This is a genomic window from Pseudomonas sp. Pso3 (genome assembly GCF_055393275.1).
Genome location: NZ_AP043687.1, coordinates 4,677,918 through 4,697,834 on the forward strand (window position 1 = coordinate 4,677,918; position 19,917 = coordinate 4,697,834).

Here is a 19,917-nt window from a genome sequence, read left to right on the forward strand (position 1 = left end):
ATGCGCGTGCTGCTGATCGAAGACGATCCCGACCTCGGCGAGGGCATCCGCACCAGTCTGCGGGAAGAGGGCTATACCCTGGACTGGCTCAAGGACGGCGAAAGCGCCGTCCACGCCCTGCGCGAAGAGGGCTTCGACCTGGTGGTGCTGGATCTCGGCCTGCCGCGCCTGGACGGCATCCAGGTGCTGCGCCAGAGTCGCGCCAACGGCCTGACCACGCCGGTGCTGATCCTTACCGCCCGCGACGACACCGAGGACCGAGTCGCCGGCCTCGACGCCGGCGCCGACGACTACCTGGTCAAGCCCTTCGATATCAAGGAACTCAAGGCCCGCCTGCGCGCCCTGCTGCGGCGGCGCAACGGTCCCTCGCAGATCCAGCTCGAAGGCGGCGGCATCGCCCTGGATCCGGCCACCCGCCGAGTCACCTTCGATGGCCAGCCGGTCAACCTCACCCCGCGCGAATACCAGCTGCTGCACGAACTGCTGGCCAATCCGGGCAAGATCTTCAGTCGCGACCGCCTCATGGGGCTGCTCTACGGCTGGGACGAGGGGGTGGAAAGCAACACCCTGGAAGTCCACATCTACAACCTGCGCAAGAAGCTGCGCGCCGACCTGATCCGCACGGTCAGGGGCATCGGTTACCGCCTCGAATGTCCATGACCTCCATCCGCCGCCGCACCGTCGGCCTGGTGCTCTCGCTGCTGCTGATCGGCACCCTGCTGATCGCCCTGACCAACGTCCACGACAGCCAGCGCGAGATCGGCGAGATCTACGATGCCCAGCTGGCGCAGAGCGCGCGCATCCTGCAGGGCATGCTGCGCGCCGCCCCCCGCGGCGAAGGCCGCCTGGCGCTGCATGCCAGCGTCACCCAGGCCCTGGCCGAAGCCACGGAGAGTCCCTATGGCCACAGATACGAGGCCAAGATGGCCTTCCAGGCCTGGAACGCCCGCGGCATCCCCCTGATGCGCTCGCCCAGCGCGCCCATCTTCAGCATGCCGACGACCCCGGGCTTCACCGAGCAGACCCTGGAGGGCGAGGCCTGGTATGGCTTCCTGCTGCCCGACCCGGAGCACGACCTGATGCTCTGGGTCGGCGAGCGCGAAGAGGTGCGCGCCGATCTGGTCCGCCGCATCCTGCGCCACACCCTCACGCCGCATCTGATCGGCCTGGTGCTGCTGTCGCTGCTGGCCTGGCTGGCCATTGGCTGGGGCCTGAAACCGCTGCGGCGCATGGCCGGGCTGATCCGCCACCGCGACCCGGAATCCCTGCAACCGCTGCAGCTCGATCCCCTGCCGCGCGAACTGGAACCCATGCAGGCGGCGCTCAATCGGCTGCTGCTGCAGATCGAGCAACTGCTGCAGCGCGAACGCCGCTTCATCGCCGATGCCGCCCACGAGTTGCGCACGCCGCTGGCGGTGCTGCGCCTGCATGCGCAGAACGCCCTGTCCGCGCAGACCGCGGCGGCCCGCGACGAGGCGCTGAAATTCGTCGTCAGCGGCACCGATCGGCTGACCCGGGTGGTCAACCAGCTGCTGATCCTCGCCCGTCTGGAACCCCGGCCGAGCTGGAGCGCCGAGCAGCGCTTCGATTTGCGCACCGCCCTCAGCGCCACCCTGGAAGAACTGGGCCCCTGGATTCTCGACAAGGGCCTGGACCTCAGCCTCGACGCCGAAGCCAGCCAGGTGCAGGTCCATGGCGACAGCGCCATGCTGGGCATCGCCCTGCAGAATCTGCTGACCAATGCGGTCAACGTGTCGCCTCCCGGCGGCGAGATCCGCATCCGCCTGGAGGTCACCGCCGACTGGGCGGAGATCCAGATTCTCGACCAGGGCCCCGGCATCGCGGAGGAGATCCAGCCGCGGCTGTTCGAGCGCTTCTACAGCAGCGGCGCGGCCAACGGCGCCGGCCTGGGACTGTCCATCGTCCAGACCGTCGCCCAGCACCTGGGTGGACGCATCGAACTGGGCAACCGCCCGGAGGGCGGCGCCTGTGCCCGTCTCGGCCTGCCGGTGCTGCCGGGACCCGGCTAGGGACTCGACCCGTCGCCGGCCTTCGGGCAAGGTAGCGGCGCACCGGCCGCGAGAGGACGCCTCCCATGCAAGCTCAGGTCTATCTGGTCGACGACGAAGCCAGCATCCGCGAAGCGGTGCGCCAGTGGCTGGAGCTGTCGGGGCATCAGGTGCGGCTGTTCGCCCGCGCCGAAGACTGCCTGGCGGCAGTGACCCCGGATTTCGCCGGGGTGGTGGTCAGCGACGTGCGCATGCCCGGCATGGACGGCCTGGCCCTGCTGGAACGGCTGCAGGCGCTGGATGCCGACCTGCCGGTGATCCTGCTCACCGCCCACGGCGAGGTCGCCCTGGCGGTCAGCGCCATGCGCCAGGGCGCCTACGACTTCCTGGAAAAACCCTTCAGCCCCGAGGCCTTGCTCGGCGATCTCGGCCGCGCCCTGGAAAAGCGCCGGCTGGTGCTGGAGAACCGCCAGCTGCATCGCCGGGTCGACGACCAGAGCGCGCTCGCCCGCCGCCTGCTCGGCGTCTCGCCCGGCATCGTCCGCCTGCGCCAGCAGATCCTCGACCTGGCGCCGACACCGGTCAACGTGCTCCTGCGCGGCGAGACCGGCAGCGGCAAGGAACTGGTCGCCTGCTGCCTGCACGACTTCGGTCCCCGCGCCGGCAAGGCCTTCGTCGCCCTCAACTGCGCGGCCATCCCCGAGCAGCTGTTCGAGAGCGAATTGTTCGGCCACGAGAGCGGTGCCTTCACTGGCGCCCAGGGCAAGCGCATCGGCAAGCTGGAATACGCCAACGGCGGCACCCTGTTTCTCGACGAGATCGAGAGCATGCCCCTGGCGCAGCAGGTCAAGCTCTTGCGGGTGCTGCAGGAGCAGCGTCTGGAGCGCCTCGGCTCCAACCAGAGCATCGCCCTGGACCTGCGCATCGTTGCCGCCACCAAGCCGGATCTCCTGGAAGAAGCCCGCGCCGGGCGCTTTCGCGAAGACCTGGCCTATCGCCTCAATGTCGCCGAGCTGCACCTGCCGCCGCTGCGCGCCCGGCGTGAAGACATCCCGCTGCTGTTCGATCACTTCCTCGCCGAGGCCGGTGCCCGCCTGGGCCGGCCGGTCACCCCGCCCGGCGCGGCGCGCCTGGCCCAGCTGCTGGGTCACGGCTGGCCGGGGAATGTCCGTGAGCTGGCCAATGCCGCCGAGCGCGAGGCCCTCGGCCTGGGTACACCCGCCACCGCGGCCGCGGGCCACTCCCTGGCCGATCAGCTGGAAGCCTTCGAGGCCCAGTGCCTGCGCGCCGCCCTGGCCCGCCACGGCGGCGAGATCAAGGCGGTGATGGACGAGTTGCAACTGCCACGGCGCACCCTCAACGAGAAGATGCAGCGGCATGGCCTGGTACGGGCCGACTTCCGCGACGAGGATTGAAAGGCAATAGGCGGAAATCCGCTCATTGCTCACCGCCTTTCGGCGATCTTTCGCCGATCCGCCACTGCAAAACCCACTCAGGACGCGGCTTCGCGACCTGGCACGCGCCCTGCTATAGCCCTTGTCGACGCCTCGAGCGCCCTAATAACAACGACAAGAGGAATACCCCTGTGGATAGCACCGCTACCCTCGCGGCTGGCCAGACCGCGCCCAAGACCACCTCGCAGCGCATCAAGTCCATCTTCAGCGGTTCTGTCGGCAACCTGGTCGAATGGTACGACTGGTACGTCTACGCCGCCTTCTCGCTGTATTTCGCCAAAGCCTTCTTTCCCAAGGGCGACCAGACCGCGCAGCTGCTCAACGTCGCGGCCATCTTTGCCGTGGGCTTTCTCATGCGCCCAATCGGCGGCTGGCTGATGGGCCTCTATGCCGACAAGGCCGGCCGCAAGTCCGCGCTGATGGTCTCGGTGATCATGATGTGCGCCGGCTCGCTGATCATCGCCCTCACCCCCAGCTACACCACCATCGGCGTCGCCGCCCCCATCATGCTGGTGCTGGCGCGGCTGCTGCAGGGCCTCTCGGTGGGCGGTGAATACGGCACCTCCGCTACCTACCTGAGCGAGATGGCGACCAAGGAAAGCCGCGGCTTCTACTCCAGCTTCCAGTACGTCACCCTGATCTCCGGCCAGCTGCTGGCCCTGGCCACCCTGATCGTGCTGCAGCAGACCCTGACTGTCGAACAACTGGAAAGCTGGGGCTGGCGCATTCCCTTCCTGATCGGCGCCGCCTGCGCCGTGACCGCGCTCTACCTGCGTCGCGGCATGGAAGAGACCAGCTCCTTCAAGAAGGCGGAAAAACCCAAGGAATCCTTGATGCGCACCCTGATGCGCCATCCCAAGGAATTCTTCACCGTGGTCGGCCTGACCATGGGCGGCACCCTGGCCTTCTACACCTACACCACCTACATGCAGAAGTACCTGGTCAACTCGGTGGGCATGAGCAAGACCGACGCCACCTCCATCTCGGCGGCGACGTTGTTCCTGTTCATGCTGCTGCAGCCCGTGGTCGGCGCACTCTCCGACCGCGTCGGCCGGCGGCCGGTGCTGATCGCCTTCGGTGTGCTGGGCACCCTGTTCACCTACCCGATCCTCACCGCCCTGGGCAGCGTCACCTCCTGGTGGGGCGCCTTCGGCCTGATCATGGTGGCGCTGGTGATCGTCAGCTTCTACACCTCGATCAACGCCGTGGTGAAGGCCGAGCTGTTCCCCACCGAGATCCGCGCCCTGGGCGTCGGCCTGCCCTATGCGCTGACCGTGTCCATCTTCGGCGGCACCGCCGAATACCTGGCGCTGTGGTTCAAGAGCATCGGCATGGAGAGCGGCTACTACTGGTACGTGACCGGCTGCATCGCTTGCTCGCTGCTGGTCTACGTCTTCATGAAGGACACCCGCGATCACTCGCGCATCGTCCACGAATAACCGCTCGTCCCTGGGTGCGGGCCTCTCGGTCATTAGATTTGGCCGTCCGGCCCGCCCCCCTTTGCCTGGGCTTTGTGGCACGCCATCGTAGTGCCACCGGCAGCGTCCACAACGGTCATTTCGCTGACCGCTGTGGCGAGTTCGCCCCCTCCTCCCAAGCCCCGGTTACACACTCATGGAAATCGACTACGGTCCCAGCTACGCCAAACTGGGTATCCAGTTTCAATACCAGTGGAGCACCCTGCTGCGCGATGCCCTCAAGAAACACGGCATCACCGACGCCCAGGCCAAGGCCATCTGCGGCGACTTCGCCTTCGATCTTTCCAAGCTCATCGACGAAGCCGAAATCAAGGCCGACGGCCTCTCCTATCGCCCGGTGATCGCCTTCACCGAGGACGAGGAAACCCTGCTGGTGCAGTCCGCCGAATTCGACTATCACGAAGCGGCCTACGCCACCGCCGCCGCGGCGTTCGAGAAGAAGTAAGCCTCGCCGGAGGGCCCTGCGCCCTCACCCCAACCCTCTCCCCCAGGGAGAGGGCGCGGTCTGGAGCGGTAGCGGGCTCTTCCTCCAGACGTGGGCCTCTATGTTGTTTCAGTGTTACCGCGACAGCCATTAGCGACACCCAGGCCAAGGACAGCTCCGGTAACTACACCTCCCGATCTCCACACTGCCCTCAGCCCGGCTTGACCCTCGGCTTGCGCACGCGCGGCGGTGCGCCACTCGTCTTCGCCGTCGCCTTGGCCTTGCTCCCACCGGTACGCCGCTTCTTCTTCCAGGGCGCGCCCTTGCCCGCCGGCGGCGGTCCGCTGATGGTCAGGGTCAGGCCGAGACAGCGCTCCACCTGCTTGCCCATCCAGGCCGATTGCTTGGTAACGAATTCGGCCAGGCTCAGCTCGCCCTCCTGCACCCGATCCAGCGCCTGCTCCCAGAGCGCCGTGGTGCCCGGATCGGCGATGGCCCGGGGCACGGCGTCGATCAGGCCGAAGGCCGCCGGCGTCGCCGCCAGGGCCTTGCCCTGCTTGACCAGGTAGCCGCGGTCCAGCAGGCCCTGGATGATGCTGGCGCGGGTCGCTTCGGTGCCGATGCCGGTGGTATCCTTGAGCTTCTGCTTGAGGGCCGGATCCTCCACCAGCTTGGCGACGTTCTTCATCGCCTTGATCAGATCGCCCTCGGTGAAGGGCTTGGGCGGCTGGGTCAGCTGATCCTTGCAGCGCACCTCCACCACCGGATAGGACTCACCCTCGCGCAACTCGGGCAGCGCCTGGGGCGGCGGTGCCTCGCGGCCCTTGGGCGGCGTGAGCGATTCGGGCAGGGCGCGCCGCCAGCCCGGTTCCACCAGCCGCTTGCCGGTGGCCCGCAGGCGTTCGCCGCCCGCCGCGAAATCGGCCTGGGTGCGATCGAATTCGTGCGGCGGCAGGAATTGCGCCAGGTAACGGGCGCGGATCAGGCCATAGACGTTGCGCTCCTGGGGACTCAGGCGGCCCAGGTCGCGGGTCACCTGCGTCGGGATGATGCCGTGGTGGGCGCTGACCTTCGCATCGTTCCAGGCCCGCGAGCGGCGACTGGCGTCCAGATGGTCGCGCAAGGGGGCGAGACTGCTGTCGGCGCCCAGCAAGGCGGCCAGCAGCGCCGGCGCCTCGGCGTGCTGGGACAGCGGCAGGTAGCCGCAATCGCTGCGCGGATAGGTGATCAGCTTGTACTTCTCGTAGAGCGCCTGGGCGACGTCCAGGGTCTGCTGGGCGCCCAGGTTGAGGCGCTTGGAGCAGACCTCCTGCAAGGTGCCCAGATCGAAGGGCAAGGGCGCCGCCTCGCGGACGCGCTCGGTCTTGAGCTTGACCAGCCGCGCCTGCCCAGCCGCCTCGATGGCCCGCGCCGCCGCCTGGGCCACCTCGGGCTTGAGACAGCGGCCCTGGTCGTCGCAGACGTCCTCTGGCGGTTGCCATTGGGCCTGGAAGCGACTGCCGGAGGCGTCCAGGGTCGCCTCCACGGTCCAGAAGGGCACCGGCACGAAGGCGGCGATGGCACGATCGCGGTCCACCACCAGGCGCAGGGTCGGCGTCTGCACCCGTCCGACCGAAAGCACGCCCTGATAGCCGGAGCGACGCCCCAGCAGGGTGAACAGCCGGCTCATGTTCATGCCGATCAGCCAGTCGGCGCGCGAGCGTCCCAGGGCGGACTGATAGAGCCCATAGGTCTCGGCACCGGGCTTGAGCGCGGCCAGGGCGCGGCGGATGGAGACGTCATCCAGCGCCGACAGCCACAGTCGGCGAATCGGCCCGCGATAGCGGCAATGCTCCACCAGCTCGCGGGCGATCATCTCGCCTTCGCGATCGGCGTCGGTGGCGATCACCAGTTCGCTGGCCTCGCCCAGCAGGCGCTTGACCGCCTTGAACTGGCTGCCGGTGGTCTTCTTGACCTGCAGCTTCCACTGCTCGGGAACGATGGGCAGGTCGTCCAGCGACCAGCGCTTGTAGCGGACGTCATAGGCGTCCGGTGGCGCCGTTTCCAGCAGGTGGCCGATGCACCAGGTCACGGTCACGCCCTGGCCCTGCAGGCAGCCCTCGCCGCGGCGGGTGGCGCCGAGGATGCGGGCGATGTCCTTGGCCTGGGAGGGTTTTTCGCAGAGATACAGCTGCATGGCGGGCGTCGCACGAGGGGAATCGCCACAGGATGCAAAGCCTGCGCGAGCGGAGCAAGGCCTAATCTGTATATCCGTACAGAAAGCGGTCTTTGCGCAAATTCGCCCAGTGGGCCACAGCGTGCTCAGGACGTGGATCACAGCTTGAACGGCGGCCGCCGCGGACGCGGAATCTTGCCGTGACTGGGCAGTCCTTGGGCTACGGCACTTTCGCCGTCTTTAGCCGAGCTCTGGGAGGCGTCAATGAACACTGTAGCTATGGATCGCGCCACGGCCGAGAGCACCGGCGCCGGAAATATCGTCGACACCGCCAGCAGCCAGGCCCTGCGGGCCAGCATTTCGGCCATGCGCCGGACCACCAGCCAGGTGCAGCGCATCAACGATCAACTCTGGGAAGTCTGGCCGGACGGCCGTCGCAAACTGCTGCTGCGCTAAGACCTCCCGCCCGACGCCCTAGGCGGGCGTCGGCGTCTCCAGCGCGGCTAGGTAGGTCGCGACCTCGGCCTGGATCCAGGCACTGAAGCGCTCCTGCTTTTCCGCCGATTCGGCGCGTTCCGGCCAGACCAGCCAGTAGGCATAGGGATAGGGCGCTGTTACCGGACTGAGCTGGACCAGACGCCCCTCGTCCAGCGCCGCCTGCACCAGGCTGCGCCGCTCCAGCGCTAGCGCCTGACCAAGGCGTAGCGCCTCCAGTACCACGTTGGAATCATTCACGCTGATGCCGCGATTGGGTGCTGCTTCGCCTAGACCAGCCGTTTCGCCCCAGTGCAGCCAGGTTTCCTCCGTGTGCAATAGCGGCTGCGCGAGAGCCTCGTCCAGGCTGCACGGCACTTGCCCACCGTTGTAACCAGGTGCCGCCACCAGCAGCACATCGTCCTGAAACAGCCGAAGCGCCGTCAGGCCATCCCACTGGCCCTCGCCCATGCGCACTCCGATATCCACCATGCCCTGGCGCAGATCCTGGAAATCCAGGCTGGTCTGGATACGGATGCGATAGTCCGGGTACAGGGCGCGAAAACGCGGCAGCCGCGGCAGCAGCCAGTGGGTGGCGAAGGAGGGAAAGGTGGCGAATACCAGCTCGTTGCGCCGCGGGCGGGCCTGCAGTCGCCGGGTCGCCTCGCCCAGATCCTCGAGCAGCTGGCGGACCTGCTCGGCATAGACGCGACCGTCGCCGGTGACCTCGATCCCGCGCCCCTGGCGCTCGAACAGCACCATGCCCAGCTGATGCTCCAGGCCCTTCACCTGCTGACTGACCGCGGCATGGGTGAGGTGCAATTCATTGGCGGCGCGGGTCACGCTGCCCAGGCGGGCAACCGCTTCGAAGCAGCGCAGGGCATTCAACGGCGGCACACGGGACATGTAAGCTTTCCTTAACGGTCCGGTCAGAATTTCTCGCTGGAAGCAGCTTCGCTGAATCCTTAATGTCTTGTCCAGAGCGGAACCTGGCGTGAAACACGCGGCCAGGATGACGTTCCACGTGAAACAGGATTCACTCTTTCTGACAGGACGCCCCCATGCAACTCATCGGCATGCTCGACTCCCCCTATGTGCGGCGGGTCGCGATCTCCCTTCGCCTGCTGGTTCTGCCCTTCGAGCTGCGCCAGATCTCGCTGTTTCGTGAGGTCGAGCGCTTTCGCAGCTTCAATCCGGTGCTCAAGGCACCCACATTGATCTGCCTGGACGGTCAGCGGCTGATGGATTCGTCGCTGATTCTGGACTATGCCCAGCATCTCGCCTGTGGCAGTCGGCAGTTGCGGCCGAGCGGCCACGCGGCCCGGGCCACCGCCCTCAGTCGCAGCGGCCTGGCGCTGGCCCTGTCCGAGAAGGCGGTGCAGCTGGTGTACGAGCGTGATCTGCGACCGGAAGAGAAGCGTCATGCGCCCTGGCAGCAGCGCGTGGAAGGTCAGTTGCGTGCGGCCTGTGGCGCCCTCGACAAGGCCTGGCTGGGCCCGCGTCCGCCGCTGGGTGAAGACAGTATCGGCCAGGACGCCATCGACACGGCGGTGGCCTGGACCTTCCTGCATTTCGCCCTCCCGGGGCTGATCGAGCGGCGTAACTACCCGACGCTGGAGGCCCTGACCGCCGAGGCGGAGGCGCTGTCGGTGTTTCGCGATTACCCGCTGGCGTGACGGAAAAGCATCGCGGCCATGGGCCGCTCCTACGAGACCCTGTTGGAGCGGCCCATGGCCGCGATAAAACGGTCAATCCTCGTCACCGGAGCGGCCGCAGCGGCGGACCGCCATAGCTAGGATCAGCCGGCCCGATCTTTATCCGCGATAATACCGCTGCGGCACGAAGGGGGTTTTGGCGACCTTGACCGGCACCTGCTTGCCGCGCACCACGGCGAACAGCTGGGTATCCAGGGCGGCGAAGGCGCTGTCGACATAGCCCATGGCCACCGGCGCTCCCAGGGTCGGGCCGAAGCCGCCACTGGTGACACGGCCGATGCTGGCGCCATTGGCGTCCACCAGCTCGGCACCCTCGCGCACCGGCACCCGCTCCTGCACCAGCAGGCCGACGCGCTTGCGGCTCACGCCTTCACGCTGCTCGGTGAAGATGCGCTCGGCACCGGGGAAACCGCCGGCGCGACCGTTGCCTTCACGACGCACCTTGGACAGCGCCCATCCCAGGTTGGCCATCACCGGCGAGGTGCCGGCATCCATGTCATGGCCATAGAGGCAGAGGCCGGCTTCCAGGCGCAGGGAGTCGCGCGCGCCCAGGCCGATCGCCTCGACCTCCGGCTCGGCCAACAGGCGGCGGGCCAGGGCCTCGGCGGCGGCGCTGGGTACCGAGATCTCGTAGCCGTCTTCGCCGGTGTAGCCACTGCGACTGACGATGCAGGGCTGGTCCAGCAGCTTGACGCGACGGACCTGCATGAAGGTCATCTCGGCCACTTCCGGCGCCAGGCGCGCCAGCACCGCGGCGGCGGCCGGTCCTTGCAGGGCCAGCAGGGCGCGATCGAATTGCGGCAGCACCTGACAGCGATCGCCGAGGTGCTTTTCCAGGTGGGCGAGGTCGGCTTCCTTGCAGGCGGCGTTGACCACCAGATAGAGGCAGTCACCCAGGTTGGCGACCATCAGGTCGTCGAGGATGCCGCCGTTGTCGTCGGTCAGCAGGGCATAGCGCTGCATGCCGCTGGGCAGGTCGATGATGTCGACCGGCACCAGGGACTCCAGGGCTTCGGCGGCTTCTTCGCCTTCGAGCAGGACCTGACCCATGTGGGACACATCGAACAACCCGGCCTGGGCGCGGGTGTGCTGGTGCTCCTTGAGCACGCCGAGCGGGTATTGCACCGGCATCTCGTAGCCGGCGAAGGGCACCATGCGGGCGCCGAGTTCCAGGTGCAGGGCGTGCAACGAAGTCTTGAGCAGGGACATGGTGGGGCTCCGTGTCGGGTGGCGGCTGTCGCCCCAGGCAAGGGGAACGGGACAGCGCTGGGCTATGGGGTCGCGACGTGGGTGATGGGGTCAGCCCTCACCCCGGCCCTTTCCCTGAGGGAGAGGGGGAAGAGCGGGCGGCTCGCGCGGGACTGCAGCGGGGCCACCGTTCTCCTCCCCTCTCCCCCTGGGAGAGGGGCCGGGGATGAGGGTCAGGCCTCGCCGTAGGCTTCGATCGGCGGGCAGGAGCAGACCAGGTTGCGATCGCCGTAGACGTTGTCGATGCGCGCCACCGGCGGCCAGTACTTGCCGTCCACCAGACTCGGCAGCGGGAAGACCGCCTGCTCGCGGCTGTAGGGGTGGGTCCACTCGCCCGCCAATTCGCGCGCGGTGTGGGGCGCGTTCTTCAGCGGGTTGTCCTGGGGATCCAGGGTGCCGGCTTCCAGGGCGCGGATCTCTTCGCGGATGGCGATCATGGCGTCGCAGAATCTGTCCAGTTCCTGCTTGGACTCGCTCTCGGTGGGCTCGATCATCAGGGTGCCGGCCACCGGGAAGGACATGGTCGGCGCATGGAAGCCGAAGTCGATCAGGCGCTTGGCCACGTCGTCCACGGTCACGCCGCTGCTGTCCTTGAGCGGGCGCAGGTCGAGGATGCACTCGTGGGCCACCAGGCCGCCGGTGCCGCTGTAGAGCACCGGGTAGTGCTCTTCCAGCCGGCGGGCAATGTAGTTGGCGCTGAGGATGGCAACCTGGGAGGCGCGGGTCAGACCGGCGCTGCCCATCATCTTCAGGTACATCCAGGAGATCGGCAGGATGCTGGCGCTGCCATAGGGCGCCGCGCAGACCGCGCCCTCCTTGCGCTCCAGCCGGGCATGGCCGGGCAGGAAGGGCGCCAGGTGCGCCTTGACGCCGATGGGGCCGACGCCCGGACCGCCGCCGCCGTGGGGGATGCAGAAGGTCTTGTGCAGGTTGAGGTGGGAGACGTCACCGCCGAACTGGCCCGGGGCGCAGAGACCGACCATGGCGTTCATGTTGGCGCCGTCGATATAGACCTGGCCGCCGTGGTCGTGGACCACCTGGCAGATCTCGCGGATGGCCTCTTCGAACACCCCGTGGGTGGACGGGTAGGTGATCATCAGCGCGGCCAGGCGCTCGCTGTGCTGCTCGGCCTTGGCGCGCAGGTCGTCGAGATCGACGTTGCCGCGCTTGTCGCAGGCCACCACCACCACGCGCATGTCGACCATGCTGGCGGTGGCGGGGTTGGTGCCGTGGGCCGAGGCCGGAATCAGGCAGACGTCGCGCTCGCCCTGGCCGCGGCTCGCGTGATAGGCGCGAATGGCCAGCAGGCCGGCGTACTCGCCCTGGGAACCGGCGTTGGGCTGCAGGGAGACGGCGTCATAGCCGGTGGCGGCGCAAAGCATGGCTTCCAGCTCGGTGGTGAGCTGGGCATAGCCCTCGGCCTGGTCGGCCGGGGCGAAGGGGTGGATACCGCCGAATTCGGCCCAGGTGACCGGGATCATCTCGCTGGCGGCGTTGAGCTTCATGGTGCAGGAGCCCAGCGGGATCATGGTGCGATCCAGCGCCAGGTCCTTGTCCGCCAGCTTGCGCAGGTAGCGCATCAGCTCGGTCTCGGACCTGTGGCTGGCGAACACCGGATGGGTCAGGAAGGCCGATTGGCGCTGCAGCGCTGCGGGCACTTCCACGCCCTGGGCATCGCCCAGCTCGGCGACCTGGGGCGCGGGCTTGCCGTCGGCCAGGATCTCCAGCAGCGCCTGGACGTCGGCCAGGGTGCTGGTCTCGTCCAAGGACACGCCCAGGGCCTCGGCGCTGACTTCGCGCAGGTTGTAGCCACGGGCACGGGCGGCCTCGTGCAGGGCGGCGGTGCGCGCCCCGAACACCAGGGTCAGGGTGTCGAAGGCGGTGTGCTGGGTCTCGTGGCCCAGGCGCTGCAGTCCGGCGGCCAGCAGGCTGGTCAGACGCTGCACCCGGGTGGCGATGCGGGTCAGGCCTTCGGGACCGTGGTAGACCGCGTACATGCTGGCGATGTTGGCCAGGAGCACCTGGGCGGTGCAGATGTTGCTGGTGGCCTTCTCGCGGCGGATGTGCTGCTCGCGGGTCTGCAGCGCCAGGCGATAGGCCGGGTTGCCGTGGCGGTCGATGGACACGCCGACGACGCGCCCGGGCATGTCGCGCTTGTACTTGTCCTGGGTCGCGAAGTAGGCCGCGTGCGGGCCGCCGAAACCGAGCGGTACGCCAAAACGCTGGGCGGTGCCGATGGCCACGTCCGCGCCCAGTTCGCCGGGCGGGGTGAGCAGGGTCAGGGCCAGCAGGTCGGCGGCCATGGCCACCAGGGCACCGGCGGCCTGGAAGGCCTGGATGCTCTCCCGGTAGTCACGGATCTCGCCGGTGGTCATGGGGTACTGGAACAGCGCACCAAAGAAGCGGCCGTGGTCCTCGATCTCGGTTTCCACGCCCACGACCACCTCGATGCCCAGGGGCTCGGCACGGGTGCGCAGGACGTCCAGGGTCTGCGGATGGCAGTGCACGGAGGCAAAGAAGGCGCTGGCCTTGTTTTTTGCCAGGCGCTTGCAGAAGGTCATGGCCTCGGCGGCGGCGGTGCCCTCGTCCAGCAGCGAGGCGTTGGCCACCGGCATGCCGGTGAGGTCGCCGATCAGCGTCTGGAAGTTGAGCAGGGCTTCCAGGCGACCCTGGGAGATCTCCGGCTGGTAGGGCGTATAGGCGGTGTACCAGGCCGGATTTTCCAGCAGGTTGCGCAGGATCGGCGCCGGGGTATGGGTGTTGTAGTAGCCCTGGCCGATCAGGCTCTTGAGCAGGCGATTCTTGCCGGCGATGGCGCGCAGCTCGGCCAGGGCGTCGGCTTCGGACAGCCCGGCGGGCAGGTCCAGCACGCTGGTGCCCTTGATGCTCTCGGGGATCACCTGGGCGGTCATGGCGTCCAGGGATTCATAGCCGAGCAGATTCAGCATGGCGATCTCGTCGAGCTCGCGCGGACCGATGTGGCGCGGGACGAATTCGTCGGCGGTGCTGAGGGTGTCGTGCAGCGACATGGCGGTCTTACCCCTTGATCAGTTGCTGATAGGCGGCTTCGTCGAGCAGCGCGGCGAAGGCTTCGGCATTGGCGGGCTGGAAACGAAAGAACCAGCCGGCGTTCAGCGGATCGCTGTTGATGGTCTCGGGCGCATCGTTCAGCGCCTCGTTGACCGCCAGGACCTCGCCGTCCAGCGGCATGGTGATGTTGCTGGCGGCCTTGACCGACTCCAGCACCGCCACCTCATCGCCCTGGGCGTAGCTGCGCAGCTCCGGCAATTGCACGAAGACCAGGTCGCCCAGGGAGTCCTGAGCATAGTCGGTGATGCCGACGGTAATGCTGCCATCGGCTTCCTGACGCAGCCATTCGTGTTCTTCGGTATAGCGCAGACCCATTGCCAGACTCCTGCGGACCTTTGTCCTGATGGATAGATGGGTCTGGGAGTGCAAGGGTGATGCCAGGAACAAAGGCCAGTGTTTTCAGGGGTTTAGCTAAAGAACCCCTATTGCGCCGTAGCGAAATCGTTACGATTGACGCCCCAGCCCGCCACACTCGTATCGATTTACAAACGTCGTATTGAAATCGTTACGATATTAGCCAGGCTCCTGGGTCCGACAGCTGGGCTGTACGCCAGGGCCCTGCTGTTCCTTATCACCGTGCTGCAGACAGAGGCGGATAGAGCGCCTTGCGCGCTAATTTCCTGCCGCGGTGACCCAGTCTTCAACGCGCAGGCCTGGCACCCGATCGAACTCGCGACGGTTGTTGGTGACCACGATCAGGCCCAGAGAGCGCGCATGCCCCGCGATCATCTGATCGTAAGGACCGATCTGCTGACCCGCTCGGGCTAGTTCGGCGCGCAACTGCCCGGTATGGGCTGCGGCTTCGGGACCGTACGTCAACACCTCCAGCCGCGCGGCGAAGCCCTCGATCACCGCCAGGTTGCGCTCCGGGCTGGAAGACTTTTCCGCACCGTAGATCAGCTCCATCAGGGTGATCGTACTGATGCACAACTGCCCCTGGTGCCGGGTGAAGGCCTCGCGAACCGACGTCGGTCGGTTCTTGATGGTGAAGATGCAGGTGTTGGTGTCGAGCATGAACTTGAGCATCAGAAGCCCTCGCGCTCCTGCTCGGCGGGCTGGTCCCGTTCCGCCATGAAATCAGCCGTGACACCCTCCCCCTCGAACCAGGAATCCCAGGATTCCCCGGCCGGGGTAATGATCCTCGTGCGACCGACCGCGACCACATCGACGCGCTTCACGTCTGCGGGCAGGGCAACCGCCTTTGGCAGTCTCACCGCCTGACTGCGATTGCTTTGGAATACGGCGCCTTGATCCATGATCGACCTCCGGGATATATCGGATGTATATCCCATATTAGGGACAAGGCTGGATCTGTCAATCGGCACCCTCGCGGCATCAGGCATCACGGCTGGCATAGCGCTCTTCGCGCGGATGACACCTGGTGAAGCCTTGGGAAAGACGCCGGAGGCGGAAATGTCATCGGCTCGTGGCAAGATTCGGACAAGCGCACCCGCCGCGAACTTCCGCCCCGCTTCGTCGGACCAACAAGGCACAACAAGACCTCTGCCAAGCGGCTTTGCCCTCTTCCATCCTTGTCTGGAGTCTTTGTCATGGCTGTGAAAACCGTTGCCGATCTGCTCGTCGCCACCCTCGAAGCGGCTGGTGTCGACACCATCTGGGGCCTGCCGGGCGATTCGCTCAACGGCCTCACCGAAAGCCTGCGCAAGCGTGAGCGCATCCGCTGGCGTGGCGTGCGGCACGAAGAAGCTGCGGCCTTCGCCGCCAGTGCCGCGGCCGACACCAGCGGGCGTCTGGCGGTCTGCGCCGGCTCCTGTGGCCCGGGCAACCTGCACCTGATCAATGGCCTGTTCGACGCCCAGCGCAGCGGTGCGCCGGTGCTGGCCATCGCCGCCCAGATTCCCTCCAGCGAGATCGGCCTGGGCTATTTCCAGGAGACCCATCCGGAACGCCTGTTCCGCGACTGCAGCGACTTCTGCGAGGTGGTCTCCCATCCCGAGCAACTGCCGCGCATCCTCGAGACCGCCATGCGTTCGGCCATCCTCAATCGTTCGGTGTCGGTGGTGGTGATTCCCGGCGACGTGGCCCTGGCCGAGGCGCCGATCAAGGAAGCTCAGTGGAGCGAGCCGGTGCGTCCGGTGGTGGTGCCGCCGGAGGCCGAGCTGGATGCCCTGGCCGAATTGCTGGCCGGGGAAAAGCGCATCACCCTGCTCTGCGGCGCCGGTTGCGCCGGTGCCCATGCCCAGGTGGTGGCCCTGGCCGAGCGCCTGCAGGCCCCGGTGGTCCATGCGCTGCGCGGCAAGGCCCACATCGAGTATTCCAATCCCTATGGCGTGGGCATGACCGGCCTGATCGGCTTTTCGTCCGGCTATCACGCACTCAAGGAGTGCGACCTACTGCTGATGCTGGGCAGCAACTTCCCCTATCGCAACTTCTTCCCGGATCACGGCCGCGTGGTGCAGATCGACGTGCGCGGCGCCCACCTGGGCGTACGCACCCCGCTACTCAAGGGCCTGGTGGGCGATGTCCGCGCCACCCTCGACGCCCTGCTGCCGCGACTCCAGCCCAACAGCCACAGCCGCTTCCTGGAAAAGGCCCAGCAGCACTACCGCAAGACCCGCGCCGAGCTGGACGAACTGGCCACCGCCACCGCCGATGGCGAGCCGCTGCATCCGCAGTACCTCACCACCCGCGTCAGCGAACTGGCCGCAGCGGATGCCCTCTTCACCTGCGACGTCGGCACGCCCACGGTGTGGGCGGCGCGCTACCTGGCGATGAATTTCGAGCGCAAGCTGGCCGGCTCCTTTACCCATGGCTCCATGGCCAATGCCCTGCCCCAGGCCATGGGTCTGCAGGCGGCCTATCCCGACCGCCAGGTGGTGGCGCTGGCCGGCGACGGCGGACTGTCCATGCTGCTCGGCGAACTGGCGACCCTGGCCAGCGAGAAGCTGCCGGTCAAGGTCATCGTCTACGACAACGCCACCCTGGGCTTCGTCGCCATGGAGATGAAGGCCGCCGGCATGATCGACGAGACCACGGATCTCGCCGCCGTCGACTTCGCCCAGGTGGCCGAGGCCTGCGGCGTGCGCGGCTGGAAGGTGGAATCGGCCAGCCTGCTCGACGCCACCCTGGAAGAGGCGTTCGCCCACCCCGGCCCGGCGCTGGTGGACGTGCGCATCGCCAAGCAGGAGCTGTCGCTGCCGCCGAAGATCGAAGCGGCCCAGGCCAAGGGCTTCAGCCTCTACATGCTGCGCGCGGTGATGAGCGGGCGCGGCAGCGAGGTGCTGGACCTGGCCAAGACCAACGTGCTGCGTTGATGGCCGGGGGTCGCTCGGCTATTCCAGCAGCCGAGCGACCTCGCCACTGGCCTTGAGCTGCGCGAACGACGTGCGCAGCCGGGCTACCAGCGGCGCCGGCGTGGTCGGGCTGAACGCCATGTACAGCGGGGTATCGAGATCCTCCAGGGCGGCGAGGCGGCGCAATCCCGGACAGGCGCTAGCCGCGTCCTGGCAGAAGCGAATGGCATCCTGCTCCGGCAGCAGCACGGCATCCACCTGACCATTGAGCAAGCGGCTGAAGTTGTCCTTTTGCTGGCCTGACACCACCAGCTGCTGGAAGCCGAGCGACTGCAAATACTGGTGGCGCACATCGTCGCGCATCACGCCCAGCCGATAGGCGCGGGCGTCGTCGAGACGCTCGATACGCACGTCGTCGCGATTCGCCAGCCGATAGAAGTAGTACCGCAGGCGCATGACCTCCCCAACCCACTGGAATTGGGTCTCGCGAGCCGGCGTGCGGGCGATCAGATAGATCAGCACCCCTGGCTCGTGCAGGGCCAGATCATAGGCGCGAGCCCAGGGATAGAGTTCCAGGCGGTAGTCGGTGATACCCGCCTGGGCCAGGGTACGCTCCACCACCGAGGTCGCCGGCCCACCCACCCGACCGTCCACGCTCCAGCTCAAGGACGTCTCTTCCGTCACGGCGCGCACCGTGGCGGCCTCCACGCCCGGCCCCAGCAAGGCCAGCAGGGCCAACAACAGATGACGCTTCATGGCAGCGGCTCCTCAGGCAGATGACAGCTGCGATGGCGCCCCAGGCTTTTCGCGCGGTAGAGCGCCCGGTCGGCCTGGCGCAGCAGGCTGGCGAAATCGTGCATATCGGTACTCAGGGTGGCATAGCCGATGCTCAGGGTGACGTGGCCAGCAGCCTCCGAGCCGGCATGGGTGATTTCCAGCGCGGCGACGGCCCGGCGCAAGCGCTCGGCCATCGCCCCCGCGCCCGCCAGATCGGTCGCGGGCAGCAGAACCGCGAACTCTTCGCCGCCGATCCGCGCCACCAGGTCGCCTGGGCGCGTGACGACCTGCTGCATGGCGGTCGCTACCTGCTGCAGACAGACATCGCCCTGGGCATGCCCATAGGTATCGTTGTAGCGCTTGAAAAAGTCGACATCGCAGAGCAGCAGCGCGAGGGGCTCCCCGGAGCGTCGCGCGCGGCGAAACTCCACCTCCTCGGCCTCGTCGAAACAGCGCCTATTGGGCAGCCCGGTGAGCGGATCGCTGCGCGACAGTTGCTCCAGCCGCGCGTTGGCGCTGCGCAACGCCTCCTGGGACGTCAGCAGGTCGCGCAATTGCAACTGGTGATGGGAGGCATGCAAGAGCAGTTGGGTGGTCATGTTGATGAGGGCGCGTTCATCGGTGCGCCACTCGCCACCCAGATTGCAGCCGAAGAGCAGCAAACCGTCTTCGTCCTCGGCGATCCGCAGATGGACCAGCGCCAGGGCTTTGTTACCTAGTGCCAACAGCGGCTCCGCCGCGTCACCGAAGGCGGCCACGAGCGCCTCGCGCGTCGCGAAGGTACGGGGGACCTCGGGTTCCAGCAGGGCTTCCAGCACCTGGGCGCAGGGCGGCGGCAGTGTCAGACCGGCGGCCAACGGCTCGGCGTCGCGGAACCAGCCCTGGTAAAGGCGATAGGGCGCATCCCGGGTGTCACGCTTGAACCAGAAGGCCTGACGCGCGCGCAAGCGTTGTGCGACCTCCTGTAGACAGAGTTGGCAATGCCGGTCGAAGTCCGCGTAAGGCGCATGGATCAGTTGGTTGGACAGCCTCAGGATGGTTTGCTGCGCCGTCGCCAAGGCCTCGAGCTCTGCCGTGCGCTCGCGAACTCGCTCCGCCAGGAGATCGCGATGCGCGGCGAGCTCTTCTTCGTGGCGATGCTGTTGGGCCAGGTAGCCCGCCAGGTTGCCCTGCAGGGTATTGATGCCACTCACCAGCAGATCCAGCTCGTCCTGGCGGGTGGGCCGCCGCAGTCGAAGGGGCTCGGCGAGGGTGGCGGCCGTCAGCCGGGACAGGTGGCGGGCGATCCGACGGACATGCAGGGTCACCAGCCGATTGAAGGCCAGGCTGACCAGGCCGGCGAGCAGCAGGGCGAGTGCCAGTTGGGTCAGCAGGGTACTCGCCACGCTGTCGCGCAATTCACGCCAGAGCAGGGCTTCATTGCCTTGGATGAGGAGTTCGCCGAGCACCTCGTGACCGCCCGGATAGGGACTGTAGACCAGCGTGGAGCTTCGACTCGGCGCCAGGCTCGAGGGCGCCCAGTCGGCCTGCTGACGGGATTGGACGTCGGACTCCTGGCCGTGGCCGGTCAGCCGCAGCTCGATACGGCCGACCGAGGCGATGCGCGACGCCCCGTCCAGTTGCGCCTGCACCGCGGGCTTGTCCAGTTCCCAGATGGCCTTGGTCAGGGTCGACTGGTACACCTGCTCCAGCAATTGCAGCTCGGTATCCATACCCAGGCGATTCTGTTCCCAGATATTCCAGGTGCGCAGCCCTGCCGTGGCCGCGGAAAACAGCAGACAGAACGCCACCGTCAGCAAGGCCAGGCGGTTACCGAGCGAGCGGCGTTTCAGCACGCCC

Annotated in this window: 17 protein-coding genes; 8 read left to right on the top strand and 9 right to left on the bottom strand. The window is 67.3% G+C overall.

Annotated elements, in window-relative coordinates; translation table 11 throughout:
- From ACZ5R1_RS21980 to ACZ5R1_RS22000, 5 genes are all read left to right on the top strand, one after another.
- Nucleotides 1-660 carry a response regulator transcription factor gene (locus ACZ5R1_RS21980; protein WP_027597373.1) on the top strand — a complete coding sequence of 220 codons (660 nt, stop codon included), beginning with the start codon at nucleotides 1-3 and terminating at the stop codon, nucleotides 658-660.
- Nucleotides 657-2,030, top strand: coding sequence for a sensor histidine kinase (locus ACZ5R1_RS21985; RefSeq protein ID WP_115946319.1), 1,374 nt, complete (start codon nucleotides 657-659; stop codon nucleotides 2,028-2,030). Before ACZ5R1_RS21980 ends, ACZ5R1_RS21985 begins: the two co-directional genes overlap by 4 nt.
- 65 nt (nucleotides 2,031-2,095) lie before the next feature.
- On the top strand, nucleotides 2,096-3,424 hold the full coding sequence (locus ACZ5R1_RS21990) for a sigma-54-dependent transcriptional regulator (protein WP_464712685.1): 1,329 nt from the start codon (nucleotides 2,096-2,098) through the stop codon (nucleotides 3,422-3,424).
- A gap of 170 nt (nucleotides 3,425-3,594) precedes the next feature.
- The gene (locus ACZ5R1_RS21995) at nucleotides 3,595-4,902 is read left to right on the top strand and encodes an MFS transporter (RefSeq protein ID WP_241807963.1); all 1,308 of its coding nucleotides are present in this window, start codon (nucleotides 3,595-3,597) and stop codon (nucleotides 4,900-4,902) included.
- A 175-nt stretch (nucleotides 4,903-5,077) separates the two neighbouring features.
- Nucleotides 5,078-5,386 carry a hypothetical protein gene (locus ACZ5R1_RS22000; RefSeq protein WP_017642364.1) on the top strand — a complete coding sequence of 103 codons (309 nt, stop codon included), beginning with the start codon at nucleotides 5,078-5,080 and terminating at the stop codon, nucleotides 5,384-5,386.
- A 190-nt stretch (nucleotides 5,387-5,576) separates the two neighbouring features.
- On the opposite strand, the gene ACZ5R1_RS22005 is transcribed toward ACZ5R1_RS22000, so the two are convergent.
- Complete coding sequence (locus ACZ5R1_RS22005) at nucleotides 5,577-7,541, bottom strand: DNA topoisomerase III (protein WP_273805618.1); 1,965 nt, start codon at nucleotides 7,539-7,541, stop codon at nucleotides 5,577-5,579.
- A 243-nt stretch (nucleotides 7,542-7,784) separates the two neighbouring features.
- On the opposite strand from ACZ5R1_RS22005, the gene ACZ5R1_RS22010 reads away from it, so the two are divergent.
- Nucleotides 7,785-7,976 (top strand): hypothetical protein, encoded by a 192-nt coding sequence (locus tag ACZ5R1_RS22010; RefSeq protein ID WP_464712686.1) that lies wholly within the window; start codon nucleotides 7,785-7,787, stop codon nucleotides 7,974-7,976.
- A gap of 18 nt (nucleotides 7,977-7,994) precedes the next feature.
- Here ACZ5R1_RS22010 and ACZ5R1_RS22015 read toward each other — a convergent pair whose 3' ends face one another.
- Nucleotides 7,995-8,900, bottom strand: coding sequence for a LysR substrate-binding domain-containing protein (locus ACZ5R1_RS22015; protein WP_115946315.1), 906 nt, complete (start codon nucleotides 8,898-8,900; stop codon nucleotides 7,995-7,997).
- A gap of 155 nt (nucleotides 8,901-9,055) precedes the next feature.
- On the opposite strand from ACZ5R1_RS22015, the gene ACZ5R1_RS22020 reads away from it, so the two are divergent.
- On the top strand, nucleotides 9,056-9,670 hold the full coding sequence (locus tag ACZ5R1_RS22020; protein ID WP_044342513.1) for a glutathione S-transferase: 615 nt from the start codon (nucleotides 9,056-9,058) through the stop codon (nucleotides 9,668-9,670).
- A gap of 138 nt (nucleotides 9,671-9,808) precedes the next feature.
- Here ACZ5R1_RS22020 and gcvT read toward each other — a convergent pair whose 3' ends face one another.
- The 5 genes from gcvT to vapB form a co-directional block, all read right to left on the bottom strand.
- Nucleotides 9,809-10,918 (bottom strand): glycine cleavage system aminomethyltransferase GcvT, encoded by a 1,110-nt coding sequence (gene gcvT / locus ACZ5R1_RS22025; protein WP_115946314.1) that lies wholly within the window; start codon nucleotides 10,916-10,918, stop codon nucleotides 9,809-9,811.
- 212 nt (nucleotides 10,919-11,130) lie between these two features.
- Nucleotides 11,131-13,986 carry an aminomethyl-transferring glycine dehydrogenase gene (gene gcvP, locus ACZ5R1_RS22030; RefSeq protein WP_027597362.1) on the bottom strand — a complete coding sequence of 952 codons (2,856 nt, stop codon included), beginning with the start codon at nucleotides 13,984-13,986 and terminating at the stop codon, nucleotides 11,131-11,133.
- 7 nt (nucleotides 13,987-13,993) lie between these two features.
- Nucleotides 13,994-14,362 carry a glycine cleavage system protein GcvH gene (gene gcvH, locus ACZ5R1_RS22035; protein WP_007159937.1) on the bottom strand — a complete coding sequence of 123 codons (369 nt, stop codon included), beginning with the start codon at nucleotides 14,360-14,362 and terminating at the stop codon, nucleotides 13,994-13,996.
- Nucleotides 14,363-14,659: 297 nt separating this feature from the next.
- Entirely contained in the window at nucleotides 14,660-15,073 is a 414-nt protein-coding gene (vapC, locus tag ACZ5R1_RS22040; RefSeq protein WP_074584223.1) for a type II toxin-antitoxin system tRNA(fMet)-specific endonuclease VapC, read from the bottom strand.
- Nucleotides 15,073-15,303: a type II toxin-antitoxin system VapB family antitoxin gene (vapB, locus tag ACZ5R1_RS22045; protein WP_027597360.1), complete on the bottom strand. Its 231-nt coding sequence runs from the start codon at nucleotides 15,301-15,303 to the stop codon at nucleotides 15,073-15,075. The genes vapC and vapB overlap by 1 nt, the downstream gene beginning before the upstream one ends.
- A 294-nt stretch (nucleotides 15,304-15,597) precedes the next feature.
- On the opposite strand from vapB, the gene poxB reads away from it, so the two are divergent.
- Nucleotides 15,598-17,322 carry a ubiquinone-dependent pyruvate dehydrogenase gene (poxB, locus tag ACZ5R1_RS22050; RefSeq protein WP_042134704.1) on the top strand — a complete coding sequence of 575 codons (1,725 nt, stop codon included), beginning with the start codon at nucleotides 15,598-15,600 and terminating at the stop codon, nucleotides 17,320-17,322.
- 18 nt (nucleotides 17,323-17,340) lie between these two features.
- Here the strand turns inward: poxB and ACZ5R1_RS22055 are convergent, their stop codons facing one another.
- Nucleotides 17,341-18,057: a substrate-binding periplasmic protein gene (locus ACZ5R1_RS22055; RefSeq protein WP_115946313.1), complete on the bottom strand. Its 717-nt coding sequence runs from the start codon at nucleotides 18,055-18,057 to the stop codon at nucleotides 17,341-17,343.
- Complete coding sequence (locus ACZ5R1_RS22060) at nucleotides 18,054-19,913, bottom strand: GGDEF domain-containing protein (RefSeq protein WP_181902047.1); 1,860 nt, start codon at nucleotides 19,911-19,913, stop codon at nucleotides 18,054-18,056. Before ACZ5R1_RS22060 ends, ACZ5R1_RS22055 begins: the two co-directional genes overlap by 4 nt.
- Nucleotides 19,914-19,917 lie beyond the last annotated feature (4 nt).